Origin of the sequence: Corynebacterium minutissimum (assembly GCF_000805675.1) — a bacterium.
Taxonomy (GTDB): Bacteria; Actinomycetota; Actinomycetes; order Mycobacteriales; family Mycobacteriaceae; genus Corynebacterium; species Corynebacterium minutissimum.
This window is the reverse complement of sequence record NZ_JSEF01000006.1, coordinates 248,726-264,725: the sequence shown is the minus strand read 5'-3', so window position 1 is coordinate 264,725 and position 16,000 is coordinate 248,726. Positions and strand designations below refer to the sequence as shown.

The following is a 16,000-nucleotide window of genomic DNA, read 5'->3' as shown; positions in this document are numbered from 1 at the left end:
AGTGCCGAAGACCCAGCCGCCCTTGACAATGCAGTCTGCGGGTTCAGCGTCTGGGTAGTTGTTTTCGGCACTAATGTGGCTCAAGTCAGATCCGAGCAGGTCCCCTGGCGGACACCTCCCTTCGCGCTCACCAGCAACCCGCGCGGCAGCCTCCTGACGCTCTCGGTGAGCGCGAAGGTCGGGGTGGAGTTGTGTGAGCGCGAAGGTCGGTCCCGCGATGCCTCAACACCAAGCGGGACAGTATCGCAGCTACAGCTAGCTCTGGAGGTATTGGGCCGCCTCGGCGGCCAGCTCCTCCGGCGCGGCGCTGACATCCAGCACCAGCCCTGCTTCTTCTGGGCGCAGGTCCTCCAGCGTTTCGAATTGCGAATTAAGCAGGGACACCGGCATGAAGTGCCCAACGCGATGGCTCATGCGCTCCTTGAGCAGCTCATAGGGGCCGTGCAAATGCACAAAAACTGTGTCCGGCGCTGCGGCGCGAATGATCTCGCGGTAAGAATGCTTGAGCGCAGAGCAACCGACGACGGCTCCATCCTCGTGCTCCGCAAGGAAGCGCCCGATGGATTCAAGCCAGGGTTGTCGGTCGAGGTCACTGAGCGCCTGCCCCGAGGCCATCTTCTCGATATTCGCCGCTGGGTGCATATCGTCCCCATCCCGAAAGGGCAGGCCAGTGCGCTGTGCTAGCAACTCCCCGACCGTAGACTTGCCACAGCTCGAGACTCCCATAACCACAACGTGTTTGCGCATCAATCCTCCTTAAGCAGGCCACGCGCTACCTGACGTAGCGCGATATAACGCTGCGTGCTTAGCGCAGTGGCGCGTAGCCAAACTCGCCGCGCTGCACTTCGCCACGGGCATTAGGTTCAAAGGTTGCACATAGTGCGGCCGCCACGTAGCGCACGCCGCCTTCCGGGGCGGAAGAACCGACCCGCTCAGCGCAGTTCTGCAGCGCGGGCAGGCCGATGTCCTGCCCCGGCCTCGTCATGGAGAAGAAAGACGCGGCCATCATGGCGTTGCCATCGGCGCGCACGTATTCCGAGGAGCCCTTGATAGCCTGCCAGGCAATCGCCCCGACGGGATCAGTGCGGAACTGGTCCCGCTCAGTCTGGGTTAGCTCAGCGTTGGCGGCGGGCACGGAGAAAGACGCAACGAGCAGTGCAGCGCTTGCGGCAAGAAGGCGTAATTTTTTCATAGGAATACTGTATCCCCACAGTAGAGGGATTGTCTCAGCGTTTGCTATTTGCTGTCTACAAAGAGAGCTTCGCGCATCCGCCGAATCCCCGTAGGACCCACGCGGCAACAACCACCCAGCAGGCTAACCCCAGCCGCGCGCAGTTCCACAACAGCCTCGGGCAGGCTCAGCGTCTCGGCAGGAGCCGGCCGCCAGTCATGAGCGCCATGATCCCAGGACTCACCACTGTTAGGACAAGCCAACAGCGGCTTATCAGTCCCTGCACGAAGTCTCTTCACCACTGCGAGTGCCTGCGAAGGGCTGACACAGTTCACACCCAGGGCCCCCAACCGCGGTGCGTGATGAGCCAGTTCGACAACGCGCGATAGCTTCGCCGGGTCAGCAGCAATAGAACCGGTAATGCTCAGCGCAAAGGGCTTGGGCTGATCCGAGAGTAGCTCCAGCAACGCTGCGGCCTCATCAACGTTGGGGATGGTTTCTGCAAGGAGGAAATCCGCGTTTGTATCCGCGAGCACCGCTACCCTGCGAGCATGCCAGCGCTGCAGCTCACCGCGGGTAAGACCATAGGCCCCGTCATAATCAGTACCTTTCCCTGAGCCCGCACCATAGGGGCCAATGGATGCGGCGACCAGCAAGCCAGGCTGGGCACTGCGCTTATCGACGACCCCACGAGCCACCCCAACGCTGCGGCGCAGAAGCGCCTCCGCCTCCTCGCCTAGAACATCGAAGGTGACTTGATAAGAAGCCGTGGTGGCTACCTGGGCGCCAGCGGCGAAGAACTCAGCATGAGCAGATTCAATAAGCGCGGGGTTCTCACGCAGCACTCGCGCTGACCACAGCGGGCCTGAAATGTCGTGTCCCTGGGCTTCGAGAAGGGTTCCGAGGCCGCCATCGAAAAGCAATGGCGCATCAAAGAGTCCCATGCTGCTTGAGACTAGCAGTCAACTCATCCCAGTGACCTAGCCCACGCAAAAAGGAGTTGTTATAGCTTCGTTATCTGTCCGGACGGGGAACCATCCCAGACCATCGCGCCACTCGCAGTAAGCCCAGCAACCCGGCTTGGGGAGCACTCCCCACGGCGGGCGTACAGCGCGCACTAATCTAACAGCGATGCCTGTCACCGAGCTGTCTTTTGGGTTGAAACAGCATGAAGTCCGTGTCACGGTAGAGCAGTTAGGAGTTCCCGCAGCAAGGAGGGGAAATGGCAGCAATTACTGCCAAGAGTCTGTACAAGGTCTTTGGCAAAAATGCCAAGAAGGGTGTGGAATCCCTCAAGAACGGAGCCACTCGCGAAGATCTGCGTGAACAAGGCCTCACCGCCGCGGTGATTGATGCCAGCTTTGAGGTGGAACCAGGCGAGATTTTCGTTGTTATGGGCCTGTCCGGTTCCGGTAAGTCCACGCTCATCCGCATGCTCAACGGTCTGTGGGACGCAACTTCCGGCGAGATTTTTATTGGAGACCAGAACCTAGCAGCGATGTCGGAGGACGAGCTGCGCGCTGTTCGCCGTGACCGCATTTCCATGGTCTTCCAGTCCTTCGCGCTGCTGCCCCATCGCACGGTCGGTGAGAATGCGGCGTATGGGCTGGAGATCAAGGGCGTCGGCAAGCAGGAACGCGAAGCTAAGGCAGAAGAAGCCTTGGCCATGGTGGGACTCGAGGGCTGGGGTGATTCCATGCCAGACGAGCTCTCCGGAGGCATGCAGCAGCGTGTGGGCCTTGCCCGCGCCCTAGCAGCCGATACGGATATCCTACTCATGGATGAAGCCTTCTCCGCGCTGGACCCGCTCATCCGCAAGGACATGCAGGATCAACTCATTGACTTGCAAGCTTCCCTCAACAAGACCATCGTCTTCATTACCCACGACCTCAACGAGGCCATGCGCATCGGTGACCACATCGCCATGATGCGTGATGGCCGGGTGGAACAAATTGGTACCGCTGAAGAGATTTTGCAAAACCCCGCCAATAATTACGTGGCCGACTTCGTCAAGGATGTCGACCGTTCCCGCGTTCTCAATGCGGAGAATATCGTCGAGCGCCCGCAAAATACCCTTAATGCGAGCCAGGGCCCGCTCACTGCACAAAAGCTCCTGCGCGAGTCCCAGAACCCCTGGCTGGTGGTCCTTAACGCTGATCGCACCCCAGCCGGCGTTGTCTGGGAAGAGGACATCGCCCAGGCAGTGCGTACCGGCGACAGTGAGCTGCCGCTGGATTCCACGACTACGCACATAGTCCACGATAACCAGAACATCGCCGAACTCTTCGGCTATGCCGCGGACACCACCACCCCGCTGCTCGTCGTCGACAGCAAGGGCAAGTTCACGGGCGTCATTCCGCGCGTGACCCTCTTGTCCGCCGCATCGAGTGACATCGACACCACGGAGGAGGAGAACTAAGCCATGGATCAAAACGCATTACCCCGCATCCCCGTGGGCGATTGGGTCTCGGATGGCATTGACTGGCTTACCGAAAATGCCGCCGTGCTTTTCGACGCCTTCTCCGCCATCATGAGCTTCCTCATCGACGGATTCTCAGACATTCTCCTCTCCGTCCCCGGCATCATCATGCTCGTCATCTTGGCTTTGTTGGGTTGGTTCTTCCGCTCGCCCAAGTTCGCCATCGGCTCTGCCCTTGGCTTCCTGCTGGTGATGTGCATGCGCCAATGGGACACCATGCTAGAGACCATGTCGCTCGTGCTCATTGCTACCCTGTCCGCCACCATCCTGGCGGTTCCACTAGGTATCTGGGCGGCGAAGTCCAACACTGCCAGCGCGATCATCCGCCCCATCATGGACTTCATGCAGACCATGCCGGCCTTCGTCTACCTCATTCCAGCGGTGACGTTCTTCTCTATCGGCGTAGTCCCGGGCATTTTCTCCACGATCATCTTCGCGCTGCCTCCGGGGGTGCGCATGACCGAACTAGGAATCCGCCAGGTGGACAGCGAGACTGTGGAGGCCGGTAAGTCCTACGGCGCGACCAACTGGCAGATCCTCAAGGGCATCCAGCTGCCGCTCGCCGTTCCCACCATCATGGCGGGCATTAACCAGGTCATCATGCTCTCGCTGTCGATGGCCGTCATCGCCGGCATGGTCGGTGCCGACGGCCTGGGCAAGGAAGTGGTGTCCGCCATTTCCACCCTGGACATTGCTAAGGGCGTTGAAGCCGGCCTCGCGGTGGTTATCTTGGCCGTCTTCCTTGACCGCCTCACCGCGGCTCTGGGCTCGCTCAAGAGCTATCCCGCCTCGATTCTGAACTTGGTGCGCAAGTAAAACCACGCACCGATAATTCCATACCTCTCACTGCTCAACTCCGAAAGGACATTGCATGTTCTCCCGTAAGATTCTGGCCACCGTCTCTGCCGTCGCGCTGAGCGCTTCCCTCGTGGCCTGCTCCTCTGATTCCTCGGACTCTGCGTCCGGTTCCGGCAATGACGGTGACAAGGGCACCATCACCATGGGCTACATCCCGTCGTGGACTGATGGCCTGTCCACCGCTTACCTCCTGCAGAACAAGCTGGAGGAGGCCGGCTACACCGTTGAGCACGAGCAGCTTAACGACGCCGCCGTGGTCTACACCGCCCTCGCATCCGGCGACATCGACATCTACCCGTCTGCATGGTCCGAATTCACTCACAAGCAGTACATGGACAAGTACTCCGACAAGATTGAGGACTATGGCGCCTACTACGAGAATGCTCGCCTGACCTGGGCAGTGCCGGAGTACATGGATGACGTCAACTCCATCGAGGACCTGAAGGGCCAGGCTGACCGCTTCGGTGGCCAGATCGTTGGTATCGAGCCGGGCGCAGGCCTAACCAAGGCCTCCCAGGAGACTATCGAAGGCTACGAGCTGGACGGCTACAACCTGTCCACCTCTTCCACCCCGGCTATGCTTTCTGAGCTAAAGTCCGCTACCGACGCTGAGGAAGACATTGTCGTCACTCTATGGCGCCCGTTCTGGGCCAACGCTAAGTTCCCAGTCAAGGACCTCGAGGATCCGAAGGGCACCCTGGGGGACACCGAGGGTCTGCACTGGTTGGCTCGTGAAGGCTTCGCAGACGACAACCCGGAGGTCGCCGAGTGGCTCGAAGGCCTGAAGTTGGACGATGAACAGTACGGCACCCTGGAAGACCTCGTAGTAAACGAGTACGGCGAGGGCAAGGAGCCAGAGGCCGTCCAGGAGTGGCTGGACAAGAACCCGGATGTAGTTAAGGACATCAAGTAATAATGTCCATTACGTAGCCTCCGTCGAGCACTGACAGAGCTTCGCCCCGCACCCGTTCACAGTATCGCCGTGCGGGGCTTTTCCGATCTTTCCCCACCCCCCGGACCCCTCCCACCACCCACCACACATAAGTGCAAATTATCTATTCCCAGGAAGAATCCATAAATTTCCATAGAAACACCCAAGGTTTTGGAAATAGTTGACCTGTCATCAACTAAAAGCCCAGGATGCGAGAGTGTGACCCTGAGTGGCCACCCCCGATGCCCACCCCCACTCACCATAGTTTCCGAGTCAAACTATGCAAATTTAGGCAAAAAGAGCCTGAAAGCCAATAAACCCTTAGAGCCAGATGGAGAAGCGTCGCAAATCTAAGTGCAATCCTTAAAAGCGCTGGTCAGTTAGCGTTTCTAGGGCGTCGCGAGCTTTAATTTTAGGTGGAAACAACCGCACGCCATGCGGGATTCACACCGCCGAAAAGGCCCGACATAGAAAGAGGAACCACAATGTTCCGCCTTCAGCTTGGACGCACCGCCACGAAGATTATTGCTCCGGTCGCAGCCGCCGCCGCACTCTTCGCAGGTTCCGTTAACGCCCCTGCTCAGGCTGGTAGTTCCTTCGGCGCCTTCAATCCGGCTTCCTTCGGCTTCGCTACCCCTGCCGCCGCTGGTCCGGTTGCGCAAGCACCCTCTACCTCCGCGAGCGTCCAGGGTCTCATTAATCAAACTAATGCACACCGCAAGGCTAATGGCCTAGCTCCGCTGCGCGTTGATGCCAACCTGACCAACCTGGCACAGGACTGGGCCAATACCCTCAGCCGCGATGGCGTCACCCGCCACCGCCCGAACTACTGGACCTACTACCCTGCCAATCTTCCGGCTGGTGGCGAGAACGTTCTCCAGGCATGGACCGACTACAGCGATGCCCGCCTGGTACAGCTGTGGATGGACTCCCCGGGCCACCGCAAGAACCTGCTTGACCCGCGCGCTAAGTCCGTGGGCATCGGCCTGGCCACCACCCCCGAGGGCAAGCTGTACGCCGTGCAGAACTTTGGGCGCTAAGCGCTAAGCGCAAGCCAGCCGACTACCGTTATGATGCGCCCATGAGGTTATAGCCTCTCGGCGCATCTTCTAGTTTTAAGTACTTTACGTGGGACTTTTTCACTCGCCCATCAATTTCAGGATCAGCAAGCGAAACAGCTCATCACAGAAGAATGCAAACCATCCACTGAGCTTGGAGACCATACTGCGAGCCCTCGTCGCCGATCCTCCTCTAAACTTGCCTTTAACACTCAACTATCTGCACAGTAGGTAACAAAAGGAGGGGCTATGGCCGTCCGCGTTCCGATGTCCCCTCCTGTCCTCGAATGGGCTATTGAGAGAACGCGGCTCCCGATCAATGAGCTGGAGAAGAAATCTGACTTCCGTGCTTTGCGCTCTTGGCTAGTAGGTGAAAGCACCCCAACGTTCAGACAAGCTCAGAAACTAGCCAAGCTTGCGGGAATCCCTTTTGGCTACCTGCTTCTCGAAGAACCCCTCAGGCGCACCCCTCAGCTTCCTGACTTCAGGACCCCCGGAAGCTCTCCGTTGTCCGAATTCAGCCCGGCACTTGAGCAGACGATTTATGCCTGCGAGCGGCGCCTAGAGTGGTACGCGGAAGATGCCCTTGCTAACGGTATTCCGGCACCTAGCTTTATCGGCCGCTTTTCTACGAAAACTCCCGTATCTCAAGCTACGGAGTGGGCGTACGGTCTACTGGGCTGGGGGCCGGGTAAGCAAGAAGGAAGCCGAGATCGCGTGGCAATCCTCACTGATACTATTGAGCGCACCGGGATTTTGGTCATGCGTAGCTCCATCGTGGGCAATAACACTCACCAGAAACTTGATGCTGCTGAGTTCCGTGGATTTACGTTGATCCGAAATTCTTACGGCCTCATTTTCATTAACGGTGCGGACTCCGGTGTAGGAAAACTGTTTAGTTTGGCCCACGAGTTCGGACACATTCTTCTAGGCGAGCAAGGAGTTTCCGGTGGTCATTTCAACCAGCGCGCCGTCGAACGTTGGTGCAATCAATTCGCCGCGAAGCTGCTTGTCTCTACCGAGGACACGCTCAAACAATGGTCCGAAACCAAAGACTTAGAAGCAGTGTGTCGGTGGGCGTACAAAGCTTTCGGAGTAAGCCGCGACGTCACAGTATGGATCCTCGTAGGTAATGGTGTACTCTCCCGTGAAGCTGGTCAGCGATTCCTCCAGGAATCCCCACGCCCAGCGACAACAAGGCAGTCTGGCGGCGGCGACTTCACTCTCGGTCTGCGTTCCCGTCTGGGCGGGCGTTTTCTCGAAGCAGTCACTGGAGCGCTCACCGAAGGCAGAATCGGCGAACGCGAAGCGTCCCGTCAGCTTGGAATCAAGAAAGTCAGCACTATAGATGCTCTGGTTGACCAGTACCAGAGACTGCCATGACGCGCTACTTCATCGATTCCAATATCGTTATCAACGCGGTTCGAGTGTATCCTCGCGACGTATTTCCAAGCTATTGGGACTCTTTCGAAAACTTCGTGACCGCCAAAACGTTCTTCTTCCACGACACTGTTCAAGAAGAACTGGAACGAAGACAAGATTTCGTCTCAGAGTGGTTCCAGGACTTTGTCCCTCATGACCAAATTCTGCACGTAAACAATGCCGAGGTTGAGTCATACCGTCTCCTGTCTACATGGGTAGCTTTCGAGCGTGAGCCCCAGTTCGAAGAAGCTGCAATACAAGAATTTCTCAATGATGCTGCGGACTCATGGCTCGTGGCCTCCGCCCATGCCCGAGAGCTCTCAATCATTACCGATGAGAAATCCCAACCGCGCAGAGTCAACAGAGTCAAGCTCCCTGACGCGGCTGCTGCATTAGGCGTTCACTGCTCCACTTACTTGGATTTCCTTCGGTCGCAGGGAATCTGTTATTGATTAGAGGCTAATAACCGCGCCGAGGTGTAAGTTAGCTCTGCCCCCCTCAGCACGGTGAAAGAACAGATTTATACCGTACTACGGCGCGTGTACTCAAGGTTCTTGCCATAGATGGTCAACCCTGTGATGTCGTGCTCATCAGGTTTCCGGAACATGAAGGATGCCAAGTAGCCGATAACAAGAGTTCCTGCAAAGGCAACGATCGAGACCAAGAATGGGCCCTGGTCCAGCTTTCCAGCAAAGTACGCTGCAATCGCTCCGCAAATGAGCCCGATGAGAACGCCATTGGAATTTGCGGCCTTCGTAAAGATACCCAAGACAAATACCGCAGTGAGCGGCACTCCAAAAAGACCAGTAATCGCGAGGAACAGGTCCCACAGGTCCGACTGGTTGGTGATGATGAGATACAGCGCGACGGCCAGCCCGAAGGTTCCGGCGGCAATGATGACTAAGCGTGAGAAAGCAACCGACGCTTCCTTTGCCGAGAAACGGTTAAAGATATCCGCGACAACGCACGCGGAAATCGAGTTAAGCGAGGAGGAAATTGTCGATTGCGCAGCTGCCAAGATTGCAGCAATCAATAGCCCGGCAATGCCCGCAGGCAACTCCGAAAGAATGAAATACGGAACTACTGCAGAAGTATTGACTCCCTCCGGCAGACCGCCCTTCGCTTCGTAGAAGTTATACAAAGCCGTACCCATCCCGTAGAACAGCGGAATCGTTAAGAGCGCCAGAATTCCGTTGACAATGAGAGACTTCTTCGTCGCTTGGATCGTAGGAGTCGTTTGGTAACGCTGAACGACATCTTGCGATGAAGTGTACTGATGCAAGCTGTTCAGGACATTTCCAATGAAGATGAACGGTATCGAGGTGAAGACAGCATTGGTGGTGAAGTTATCCGCTGAATAGAATTTCCCCTCTTCCGCAGCGTTCACCACAGCACCGCTAAATCCATCGGGAGTCATGGCCATCGCCGTGAGTACTACTACGGCAGCACCAGCCAACAGCAAGATGCCCTGAATTACATCAGACCAAATTACGCCTTCCATACCTCCTAGGAAGGTGTATACAACGCAAAGAACGCCTACAAACAAAGCGACGACCAGCGGATTGATATCTGTCACCGACGTGATCGCCAATGTTGGCAAATAGATAACGATGGCAATACGCCCAACGTGATACAGAACGAAGAGGAGCGAGCCAAGAACTCGGAGGGCAACGGAGAACCTCTCCTCAAGGTATTCGTATGCCGTCGTGACATCCAGTTTCCTAAAGAACGGGACGTAGTAGCCAATCAAGATTGGAACAATCGCAAAAATTGCGAGATTTCCAGCCGAGTAGGCCCAGTCAGTCAGATATGCCTTTTCCGGTGTAGACATAAATGTGATGGCAGACAGCGTCGTTGCATAGATGGAGAATCCCGCAGCCCAGCCAGGAATCCTGCCACCCGCTTTGAAGAATTCTTCCTGATCATTGCCGGCCCTACGCGCAAAATAAGCGCCGACGAGCAGCATTCCGAGGAGGTAGAGGAGCAGAACTATCCAGTTGAGTGTTCCGAACGATTGCATTTGACCTTCCCTTCAGGGCTTTCAGTACAGAGAGCTAAATCACTCTCCAATTCGCCTGTGCAACAAAGCATGTTGAAAGATACAATACATCAGACGTCTGATGTGTGAAGGGATTTAAGATAAAGCACTTACACCCTGCCTGTCAGATAAGAGGCTTCCTCCCTCGGCAGCGTTCATTCTTGAAATCCAGCCGAGGTGGGAGACTTAAGATGGATGGAAAGAAAAGAGGGAGTAGCCAGTGCATACCGGAACGTGGGGTTTCAGCGAAGCCGAGCATCGCCCTGCCTCAACCACACAGCAGGCCGTAGAAGGCATAAAAAAATTCATTCGGGATAACGCTCTCAAGCCTGGGGACACTTTGCCAACCGAATCCGAGCTCTGTGAAGAACTCGGTTTCTCTCGTTCCTCCGTCCGCGAGGCCATCAGAATCCTAACGACATTAGATATCGTCGAAGTCAGGCACGGAACAGGAACCTTTGTCTCCAGCACGTCACTGAAAGCACTTGTTCAAGGCCTCATTTTTCGAGCGACTCTCGACGCTGACGACAACCTTGAAACACTTCGTAATGTAGTGGAGATTCGGCAGGCAATTGATCTTGCTATCGGGCAAGAAATCACAACCAAACCCGACCCCGCCAAGCTAGATCAGTTGAGCGCCATCGTTGAAAAGATGTCAGCCAAACGGGAGCAAGGTCTCAACTTTGCCGAAGAGGATCGGGAGTTTCATCAGGTTCTGCTTTCCGAAATAGATAACCCGATTATCCGTGAGCTCAATGATGCCTTTTGGCAAGTGCACATGAACGTCATTCCACTTCGCAAACTGGAAGAACCACAGGACTTCAGCAGGACGGTTCGCGCGCACCAAGACATCGTCGATGCTCTACAGGACAACGACCTGAAGAAATACCAAGAGTCTGTGCTCAGGCATTACGAGCCCCTACTGACTTCGCTGTGACAGTCCGCGTCAGCTATTAAAGCTCCGCGTAATCCACGCAGGATCTGTGATGGCAGTGCCAATGATGATTGCATCGGCGCCGGCGCGTTTTCCTGCAGCCACATCATCGCGCGAGGCAAACCTGCCTTCGCCGATCACAAAGGCATCCTCACCGCAGAGCCGTCGCCCCTCTGCCAAGCATTCAAGATCCGGACCTTCGGTCTTCGTCCGGAACTCTGTATAGCCAGCCAGCGTCGTTGAAATGATATCCGCCCCCGCTTGGTGGGCTCGCTGCATTTCTTCCGGGGTAGAGCAGTCAGCCATCGACAGAACATTCAGCCGGTGGCACTCGGCGACAAGATCGGAGAAGCTTGAGCCATCAGGCCGAGAGCGATCCGTAGCATCCGCACAGATAACAGCTGCCCCTGCCTCAGCCAATTGGCGTATGGACTCTACAGTTGGAGTGATATAAACCCCCTCACTTCCCTCTTTTGTCAGGCCGAAAACCGGTACATCTACTGCGGCCGCGATTGCCTCGACATCCTTGATACCCCCGTACCCGCCACACCGGATTGCGCGGCTTCCGCCCTCAACGCACGCACGAGCGACATGCGTCAAGGTGTGTGTGTCTCGCATCGGGTGGCCATCTGGCGCTTGCACCGAGACAATCACCGAGTTCCGAATCATGTCGTGAACTTCTTCTCGGCGTTCCGCCAGTTCACTACTCTTAAACCTAAACATATACCTGAGCCTTCTTCTGGAAATATCGCAGATAAACGGTGCTAAAAAGCGTTGTCTCGAGCAAAAGCCGCTGCGCCGACTAACGGTGCTGTCGCCGGGGATTCAGTAACCCGAACTGCAACGGAGCGATTCGGCTTCAACGCGAAATCCTCTATGGCCTGACGGAATGGTTCTTCCACAGCAGCCCCAATCTGGCACACACCGCCGCCTAAAACCACGGCATCGAGATCGAGCCCTGAAACAAGACCAGCCACCGCGCGGCCAAGGCCATAGGAATTGCCTCGAATAATCCGGGAAGCGAGTTCGTCTCCTTGGTTCATTCTTTCCACGACCTTTTCGAGGGGAAGCGCTAACTGATCTCGCTGCTTCCACTGCACCCGCTCGCTTGCGGGGTTCGCAGAAAATTCTTCATAATACGCAGCCAGGCTATTGCCGCTCATGATGTTCTCGGCGCGGTCCGCACAGCCCCGAAAATCAGCGCACAAGAGTTCCGAAAACTCTCCGGCCGATCCGGTAGGTCCGCTAAGCAGACTCCCGTTGTCACTTACCGCACCACCGACACCAGTTCCCAACGAAAGGTACAAGACCCGGCCTGATCGGAAGTCTCTCGCCGCTCCGAGCATTAGCTCTCCGTACGCCCAGACCCTCACATCGTTATGAACAGCACACGGGAGGTCAACAACCTCTTTCGCAACCTCACGAAGGTTGGTACCAGCCCAGTTCTTGATGGTGTCTCCGTTGTAGGTGACGAGTCCCTCAGGTGCCTGAATCACTCCTGGCGAGCCAATGCCGATTCTCGCCGGGGCAATGCCCGATTCCTCCAACGCCAGCTGAATAGTCTTCTTGATCTGCTCCTGTGGCGAAGCCCCGGCTGGCTGTGTAGGAATCTTTCCCAGTGCTACTGCTTGTGTTGGGTCTTCATCAGTCACGAAGCCCCAACCAATCTTTGTTGCACCGACATCAAGCGCAAGGGTACTAGTCACTCTTCACTCGTTTCGTCGTAGTTCAGCGAATTTAGGGCTCGATCACCTGAGCGGCATCGACGATCTCATGAATCTTGGCCTGCTCCTCATCGTTCAGAGCGACATGAGGACGGGACATCAGCCCCGACGGAAAGACACCCAGGTGGTGAAGTGCTGCCTTGAAGCTGCCGAGGCCCTGCGAGCTTCCGCCCATGCGCGTGCCGTCACCAACACCAACGATGGTGAAAAGATCACAAATCTTAGACTGCAATTCCGCAGCCTCTGCATACGCTCCGTCCACTAGGAGCTCATGCAGCTTCACGTAGGAAACTGGGTCCACGTTGCCCAGACCAGGTACCACGCCATCGGCACCTGCCAGGTAAGCAAAGTCGACTGTAGTTTCCGAGCCGGTCAAGACCACAAAGTCTTTCACCCCAGCCTTGTTGCGGGCGCTAATCAGAGCACGCGTGTATCCATCATTGCCGCCAGAATCCTTGACACCGGCAATCACGCCTTCCTTGGCGAGGGAAATAAGAGTAGCAATATCCAGCACGGAGTGAACGCTGACCGGAATGTTGTACGCGTAGATAGGGGTCTCTGGCGCGGCTTCATGAAGAAGTCGGAAGTGCTCAGCAATTTCTACATCGTGAGTACGAACATAAAAAGGCGCAGTGGCAACTAGCCCCTGAACCCCGAGCGCGACGGCATCTTCAATGTGCTCGATTACTCGCGGAGCCGTCATATCAATCACGCCTGCGATTACCGGAACGCGCCCTTGAGCTTGTTCCACAACCGTTGCAATGACTTCCTTGCGCTGCTCTCGAGTGAGGAAAGCTACCTCACCTGAAGAGCCGAGAACGAACAGGCCATGAACACCAGCTTTGATAAGCCGCTCAGCCTGGCGCTTGAGGGTATCGGTGTCGACGGAGTAGTCCTCTTTAAACGGGGTCAGCAGCGGTGGCACCACGCCACGCAAGAGCTGTGTGCTTGCAGTCATGTTTGGAAACCTTCCCATTCTCCTTCGTACTGGAGTCATAAGACATCATACGTCTCCTACGATTGCGATGCAGTTCCTTCTAGCGAAAAGAAGCGAAGCAAAACGCCGACTAACCTACCCCGGCAACAACTCTGAAGCCTCTCCCACCACGCTCACCAGAAGCACATCGCGGGCGCGCGAGGCCGCCACGTAAAGCAACGCGCGCTCACGCTGCAGCGCCTCGTCGGCCTCGGCCGGGGCTAGGCCCTTCATGAGGTAGCGCTGCGGCAGCGCCTCCCTGCTTACGTCGAGCAGAACAACATGCGTGAACTCCAAGCCCTTCGCGTTGTGCATCGTCATCACCGCCACTGGGCGCTCCCGGGAGGTGCGCCGCCCAGTGCTCACCGCCACGCCTAGCTCACCCAGCTGCGTGGCAATCTCGTCCTTGCGCGCGTTGGTGCGGGTCAGCACGCCGATGGAGACGTCCTCCTCCCCGGATGCCCAATCCTGGATACGCGCCGCCAACGCCTCAGCTTCTTCCGCTTTGCTCTCGGAATTCAGCACAACCGGCGCAGGTCCCCGGCGCACCGAGTGGTAGCCATGCAAATCATCCTGGTCCTCCTCGGAGTCAACCCACTCGGTCCCCTCCAGAATCGCCGTAGCATAGCCCAGGTTCTGCCTGGTCGTGCGGTAATTCACGCGCAGCTTCGTAGAGGCACGTCCACGCGTTTCAATCCCGTAATTGCGCAGCACCAATCGCTGCCCGTAAATACGCTGGTGCGAATCCTCCGCAATGAAGATGTCATTCGGCCCGCGCTTGGCCACCGCCCGCAGGAATTTCCAGTGGCCGGCGTGGAAGTCCTGGGCTTCGTCGATAAGCACGTGATCAAACATGCCCTCCGTACCAGTGCGGTGCTCCACAATGTGCGCAGCCACCGCCGCCGCAGCCGCATAGGTCAGCTTCTCAATGGAGGCACACGCCGCATGGAAGTACTCCACAATCGCCCATACCGCCTTGCGCTCAGCACGGTTCAGCGGCGTGCCGCGCCCCGTGCGCCGCGCACGCAAGTAGGTCTTTTCATCGGTAATTCCCTGCGTGAGGATCACCGCCGAGTACTCCTGCGCCAGGAACGTCGGATGGGATTTCTCCCGCGGCAGGGAGCTACCTTTGAGCTCCGCAGCCTCCTGCCACTGCCGCTTTTCCTCCACGCCCTCCAAACCACGGGGCACAAAGTCCGCATCGATGTTGAGCACCGCAGCCATCGCGGCAGCGCGTTCTGTTGCCTGCGCATTAGACAGCACGTCGAAGACGAGCGCGTCAACACCACTAATCCACAACCCCGGCGCGCCATGCACGGAGGCCTCCGGGAAAGTTGGGTATAGCTCATTCATCTGCGTCTTGAGCGCATTGGCCAGCTCACGCGTGTACGTGGTCAAAAAGACGCGCGCCCGCGGGTTCTTCTGCAGCAGGTGCTTCGTGCGGTGCACCACCACCACGGTCTTACCAGTACCGGCACCACCCGTGATGCGCGCGGAACCCGAGTGCTCGGCCTCGACCGCGCGACGCTGGCTCGGGTGCAGGAACACTCGCCACTCGGCAAAGGAGCTTGTGAGGATGGCAGCCAGCTCTTCCTCACCGGGGTCGATGGCAAAGTCCATCCGGGCAGCCGGGGATTTGATACCGTCCACCAGCGCCTTATCGGAGCTTGTATCCGCCATCGCTGGCTCAACCAGCCCTAGGTCCTCGCGGACCTCAGCAATGCTCATCCCGGACAGCAAGCCCAGCACCGCATCGTGCTCCCACGACGGCGCGGTCACCAACGAACTTTCTAAGTCCTCCACGGAGTCTGCCTGCTCCAGCAGCGCCACTGTCTGCGGCGACAGGCCCAGTTCATCGGTGAGCTCATGCTTGGCGACGCCCACCGCATCCCACGGCCGCACGTCCTCACCGTCATCAGCGGCATCTGCCGAAGGCGCATCCTCCTGCATCGGTGCGGCCGAAGAATCCGTCGCTGCAGCCGCCGCTGCCTCCGCAGCAAGCTGCTCGGCTGCCAAGCGTTTGGCGCGCGATTCAATCTCCGCCTGCGACATCGCCACCGCAACTTCCGGTGCGGTGGCATCCACCAGTGCCGGCACACCGGAGACCTCGTTAACCACCAGTGTCTTAGACGTCGCCAGCGCATAAGCATCATCGTGGTTGAGAATGTCAATGAGCACGAACATGGTGTCGTTGCCGTCGTGCAGTTCGAAGAGCACCGCGCGGTACTTGCGGTTTACCCGCGCGGTGCGCACGCGCTTATCCGCCGCATCCTTGATGGGCTCCACGTGCAGCGAAGGGTTCGTGGGATCCTCCACCAGCTTGTTGCAGAACTCAAAGATCTGGTTTCCCAGGTTGTAGCGGTCCTCAATGCGGCGGTAGAAGGACAGGCTCGTTGCCATTGCTTTCCT

The 16,000-nt window shown here is 57.4% G+C and carries 15 protein-coding genes; 7 read left to right on the top strand and 8 right to left on the bottom strand.

What is annotated here, in order from left to right; genetic code table 11:
* Positions 1-255: 255 nt before the first annotated feature.
* Genes NX84_RS04300 through mmuM form a run of 3 tightly spaced genes read right to left on the bottom strand, consistent with a single transcriptional unit; the run spans position 256 to position 2,115 of the window.
* Positions 256-747, bottom strand: a complete 492-nt coding sequence (locus NX84_RS04300) for a gluconokinase (RefSeq protein ID WP_039674122.1) — start codon at positions 745-747, stop codon at positions 256-258.
* 58 nt (positions 748-805) lie between these two features.
* Positions 806-1,192: a hypothetical protein gene (locus NX84_RS04295; RefSeq protein WP_039674120.1), complete on the bottom strand. Its 387-nt coding sequence runs from the start codon at positions 1,190-1,192 to the stop codon at positions 806-808.
* Positions 1,193-1,236: 44 nt separating this feature from the next.
* Positions 1,237-2,115, bottom strand: a complete 879-nt coding sequence (gene mmuM, locus NX84_RS04290) for a homocysteine S-methyltransferase (RefSeq protein WP_039674118.1) — start codon at positions 2,113-2,115, stop codon at positions 1,237-1,239.
* A gap of 278 nt (positions 2,116-2,393) precedes the next feature.
* Between mmuM and NX84_RS04285 the strand changes: the two genes are divergently transcribed.
* The 6 genes from NX84_RS04285 (at position 2,394) to NX84_RS04260 (ending at position 8,371) form a co-directional block, all read left to right on the top strand.
* Positions 2,394-3,590 (top strand): quaternary amine ABC transporter ATP-binding protein, encoded by a 1,197-nt coding sequence (locus tag NX84_RS04285; protein WP_039674115.1) that lies wholly within the window; start codon positions 2,394-2,396, stop codon positions 3,588-3,590.
* 3 nt (positions 3,591-3,593) lie between these two features.
* A complete protein-coding gene (locus NX84_RS04280; protein WP_039674113.1) occupies positions 3,594-4,466 on the top strand; it encodes an ABC transporter permease in 873 nt (290 codons plus the stop codon).
* 55 nt (positions 4,467-4,521) lie between these two features.
* Positions 4,522-5,421, top strand: a complete 900-nt coding sequence (locus NX84_RS04275) for a glycine betaine ABC transporter substrate-binding protein (protein ID WP_039674111.1) — start codon at positions 4,522-4,524, stop codon at positions 5,419-5,421.
* A gap of 503 nt (positions 5,422-5,924) precedes the next feature.
* Positions 5,925-6,479, top strand: coding sequence for a CAP domain-containing protein (locus tag NX84_RS04270; RefSeq protein WP_039674109.1), 555 nt, complete (start codon positions 5,925-5,927; stop codon positions 6,477-6,479).
* A 525-nt stretch (positions 6,480-7,004) separates the two neighbouring features.
* Positions 7,005-7,880, top strand: coding sequence for an ImmA/IrrE family metallo-endopeptidase (locus NX84_RS04265; protein WP_169744704.1), 876 nt, complete (start codon positions 7,005-7,007; stop codon positions 7,878-7,880).
* A complete protein-coding gene (locus NX84_RS04260; protein WP_039674105.1) occupies positions 7,877-8,371 on the top strand; it encodes a DUF4411 family protein in 495 nt (164 codons plus the stop codon). Before NX84_RS04265 ends, NX84_RS04260 begins: the two co-directional genes overlap by 4 nt.
* Positions 8,372-8,439: 68 nt before the next feature.
* Here NX84_RS04260 and NX84_RS04255 read toward each other — a convergent pair whose 3' ends face one another.
* Positions 8,440-9,939 (bottom strand): sodium:solute symporter family protein, encoded by a 1,500-nt coding sequence (locus NX84_RS04255; protein WP_039674103.1) that lies wholly within the window; start codon positions 9,937-9,939, stop codon positions 8,440-8,442.
* A gap of 238 nt (positions 9,940-10,177) precedes the next feature.
* Between NX84_RS04255 and NX84_RS04250 the strand changes: the two genes are divergently transcribed.
* Entirely contained in the window at positions 10,178-10,894 is a 717-nt protein-coding gene (locus NX84_RS04250; RefSeq protein ID WP_039674101.1) for a FadR/GntR family transcriptional regulator, read from the top strand.
* A gap of 9 nt (positions 10,895-10,903) precedes the next feature.
* Here the strand turns inward: NX84_RS04250 and NX84_RS04245 are convergent, their stop codons facing one another.
* The 4 genes from NX84_RS04245 to NX84_RS04230 all read right to left on the bottom strand — a co-directional run bounded on the left by NX84_RS04245 (position 10,904) and on the right by NX84_RS04230 (position 15,991).
* Positions 10,904-11,614: an N-acetylmannosamine-6-phosphate 2-epimerase gene (locus NX84_RS04245; protein ID WP_039674099.1), complete on the bottom strand. Its 711-nt coding sequence runs from the start codon at positions 11,612-11,614 to the stop codon at positions 10,904-10,906.
* 41 nt (positions 11,615-11,655) lie between these two features.
* Positions 11,656-12,597 carry an ROK family protein gene (locus NX84_RS04240; protein WP_039674097.1) on the bottom strand — a complete coding sequence of 314 codons (942 nt, stop codon included), beginning with the start codon at positions 12,595-12,597 and terminating at the stop codon, positions 11,656-11,658.
* A gap of 31 nt (positions 12,598-12,628) precedes the next feature.
* Positions 12,629-13,573: a dihydrodipicolinate synthase family protein gene (locus NX84_RS04235; RefSeq protein ID WP_039674095.1), complete on the bottom strand. Its 945-nt coding sequence runs from the start codon at positions 13,571-13,573 to the stop codon at positions 12,629-12,631.
* Between the two features lie 114 nt (positions 13,574-13,687).
* Positions 13,688-15,991 carry a 3'-5' exonuclease gene (locus NX84_RS04230; RefSeq protein WP_039674093.1) on the bottom strand — a complete coding sequence of 768 codons (2,304 nt, stop codon included), beginning with the start codon at positions 15,989-15,991 and terminating at the stop codon, positions 13,688-13,690.
* Between the last annotated feature and the right edge of the window lie 9 nt (positions 15,992-16,000).